This is a genomic window from Pseudomonas sp., assembly GCF_036387035.1.
Classification (GTDB): Bacteria; Pseudomonadota; Gammaproteobacteria; order Pseudomonadales; family Pseudomonadaceae; genus Aquipseudomonas.
The window spans coordinates 1-3,273 of sequence record NZ_DASVUM010000011.1; the positions used below are offsets into that span (position 1 = coordinate 1).

The window sequence follows — 3,273 nt, forward strand, 5'->3', positions numbered from 1 at the left end:
GACGGTGACCGCGGTCAAGCCGCAGTACAGCGAAGAATATTTCGACCTTTATCAACGCTACATCGAACAACGCCACGCCGACGGCGATATGTTTCCACCCAGCCGCGATCAGTTTTCGACGTTTTTGGTGCGTGACCTGCCTTTTTCGCGCTTCTACGAATTTCGCCTCGACGGGCGGCTGGTGGCAGTGGCGGTGACCGACCTGCTGCCCAATGGCCTGTCGGCGGTGTACACCTTCTACGAACCTGCTGAAGAACGCCGCAGCCTGGGGCGCTTTGCGATTCTCTGGCAGATCGGTGAAGCGCTGCGCCTGGAACTGGAGGCGGTGTACCTCGGATACTGGATCAAGAACTGCAAAAAGATGAACTACAAGACCCAATATCGGCCCATTGAGCTGCTGATTAATCAAAGATGGGTCACGCTTAACTAGAACCCCTTGGCTTGAACACCCTTTTTCGGGCACAATGCACGCCGCTTTTGCCTGGCGCAGTTGCACCGGGCCATTCACTGGATACCGAGGGCTTTACTGCATGTCGAAAGAAGACAGCTTCGAAATGGAAGGCACTGTCGTCGACACCCTGCCCAACACCATGTTTCGTGTGGAGTTGGAAAATGGGCACGTCGTAACCGCGCATATATCCGGCAAGATGCGCAAGAACTACATCCGTATTCTTACCGGCGACAAGGTGCGTGTTGAACTGACGCCCTACGACTTGAGCAAAGGGCGCATTACTTACCGCGCCCGTTAAGCAAGTCTTGACAAAAACGCCCGGCATCTGCCGGGCGTTTTTGTTCGTCTGAATTTTGTCGAATGCGAGCGTGTCGCCCACAAAAAACCCCGCGACTCTTGCGAGACGCGGGGCTTTTTCCGGAGCTGCTTTCGGAGCTGCCTTCGGAGCTGCCTTCGAGGCTTAGGCCATTTCGGCCGTGGTCTCGAAATCGAAGGTCATCTCGCCATCCTTGACGTCGATGTGCACAACACCGCCGTGCTCAGCCAGTTCGCCGAACAGGATCTCTTCAGCCAGCGGACGCTTGATCTTGTCCTGAATCAAACGCGCCATTGGTCGAGCACCCATCTGTGCGTCGTACCCACCCGCCGCCAGCCAGCTGCGGGCCGCATCGGTGACTTCGAGCAGGACTCGCTTGTCTTCCAGCTGCGCCTGAAGCTCGGTGAGGAACTTGTCCACCACGCTCTTGATAACCTCGTGACTGAGGCGACCAAATTGGATGATGGTGTCCAGACGGTTGCGGAACTCAGGCGTGAAGCTCTTCTTGATCACTTCCATCGCATCAGACGAGTGGTCCTGATGGGTAAAGCCGATGGATGCACGCGCTGCTGTTTCTGCGCCTGCGTTGGTGGTCATGATCACGATCACGTTGCGGAAGTCAGCCTTGCGCCCGTTGTTGTCGGTCAAAGTCCCGTGATCCATCACTTGCAGCAACAGGTTGAAGACTTCGGGGTGCGCTTTTTCGATCTCATCGAGCAGCAACACGCAATGCGGCTGCTTGGTGATCGCCTCAGTGAGCAAACCACCCTGGTCAAAGCCGACATAGCCTGGAGGCGCACCGATCAAACGCGATACGGTGTGACGCTCCATGTACTCGGACATGTCGAAACGCACCAGCTCGATACCCAACGCCTTGGCCAATTGACGAGCCGCTTCGGTCTTGCCGACACCGGTAGGACCGGCGAACAGGAAGGAACCGACTGGCTTGTCCGGCGACTTCAGGCCCGCACGAGACAATTTGATGGCTGTCGACAGTGAATCGATAGCGGCATCCTGACCAAACACCGTCAGCTTGAGATCGCGCTCAAGATTACGCAGCAGTTCCTTGTCGGAGCTGTTGACGTGTTTAGGCGGAATACGCGCGATTTTCGCGACGATGTCTTCAACTTGCGCCACTTCAATCCGTTTGACGCGCTTCTCGATTGGCTGCAGACGCTGATAGGCACCTGCTTCGTCAATCACGTCGATCGCCTTGTCCGGCATGTGCCGGTCATTGATGTAGCGTGAGGCCAGCTCGGCAGCTGCACGCAGTGCTTCATCGCTGTACTCGATATTGTGGTGCTGCTCGAAACGCCCTTTGAGGCCTCGAAGAATACCGATGGTGTCTTCCACCGACGGCTCAGACACATCGACTTTCTGGAAGCGGCGTGCCAGCGCGCGATCTTTCTCGAAGATGCCACGAAATTCCTGGAACGTCGTGGAACCGATGCAACGGATATCACCCGAGGAAAGCAGCGGTTTGAGCAGATTCGAAGCATCCATCACGCCGCCGGATGCAGCACCGGCACCGATGATGGTGTGGATTTCATCGATAAACAGGATGGCGTGCGGACGTTTTTTCAGCTCATTGAGCAACGCTTTGAAGCGCTTCTCAAAGTCGCCACGGTACTTGGTACCGGCCAGCAATGCGCCGAGATCAAGGGAGTAGACGACGCTGTTGGCGAGCAGATCAGGTACCTGATTGTCGACAATACGCTTGGCCAGGCCTTCGGCGATTGCAGTCTTGCCCACGCCAGCCTCGCCAACCAGCAGCGGGTTGTTTTTCCGGCGTCTGGCGAGGATTTGCGCAACGCGCTCGACCTCAAGCTCACGACCAACCAGCGGGTCGATACGACCCTGGCGTGCCAGTTCGTTGAGGTTGCTGGCATAGGCATCCAGAGGATTGCCTGAAGAAGAAGACTCACCGCCCTCGTCGTCCTGCATATCTTGCTCACCTTCAGAGTGATCGCCGTGCCCAGGCACTTTAGAAATGCCATGCGCGATGTAATTGACAACATCGATGCGTGCAACGCTCTGCTGCTTGAGCAGAAACACTGCCTGGCTTTCCTGCTCACTGAAAATCGCAACCAGCACGTTGGCGCCGGTGACTTCACGCTTGCCGGAACTCTGCACGTGGAAGACAGCACGCTGCAGCACACGCTGGAAACCCAGGGTTGGCTGGGTTTCGCGATCCTCGTCGTGGACCGGGATCAACGGCGTGGTGGAGTCGATGAACTCCTGCAGATCATGCTTGAGCTTATCGAGGTTTGCGCCGCAGGCACGCAGAACAGTGGCGGCAGCCTCATTATCCAATAGAGCCAGCAGGAGGTGCTCGACGGTCATGAATTCATGACGCTTGGAGCGAGCCTCCTTGAAGGCCAGATTGAGGGTGACTTCGAGCTCACGGTTTAACATAGCTTCACCTCATACCCAAGTGGTCGGCGTTTAACCGTCCTTCTCGATCTCACAGAGTAGCGGATGCTGGCTTTCCCTGGCGTATTGGTTC

Annotated in this window: 3 protein-coding genes; 2 read left to right on the forward strand and 1 reads right to left on the reverse strand. The window is 56.6% G+C overall.

Features of this window, described 5'->3' with window-relative positions:
• Positions 1-430, forward strand: a 430-nt coding sequence (locus VF672_RS00855; RefSeq protein WP_331100409.1) for an arginyltransferase, incomplete at its 5' end; no start/stop codon positions are given.
• Positions 431-530: 100 nt separating this feature from the next.
• Complete coding sequence (gene infA, locus VF672_RS00860) at positions 531-749, forward strand: translation initiation factor IF-1 (protein WP_002553999.1); 219 nt, start codon at positions 531-533, stop codon at positions 747-749.
• Between the two features lie 162 nt (positions 750-911).
• Here the strand turns inward: infA and clpA are convergent, their stop codons facing one another.
• Positions 912-3,182 (reverse strand): ATP-dependent Clp protease ATP-binding subunit ClpA, encoded by a 2,271-nt coding sequence (clpA, locus tag VF672_RS00865; protein WP_065833780.1) that lies wholly within the window; start codon positions 3,180-3,182, stop codon positions 912-914.
• Between the last annotated feature and the right edge of the window lie 91 nt (positions 3,183-3,273).

Excerpts from the sequence above, each read along its gene's own strand:
- clpA (WP_065833780.1), bottom strand. The coding sequence starts at position 3,182 with ATGTTAAACCGTGAGCTCGAAGTCACCCTCAATCTGGCCTTCAAGGAG.
- infA (WP_002553999.1), top strand. The coding sequence starts at position 531 with ATGTCGAAAGAAGACAGCTTCGAAATGGAAGGCACTGTCGTCGACACC.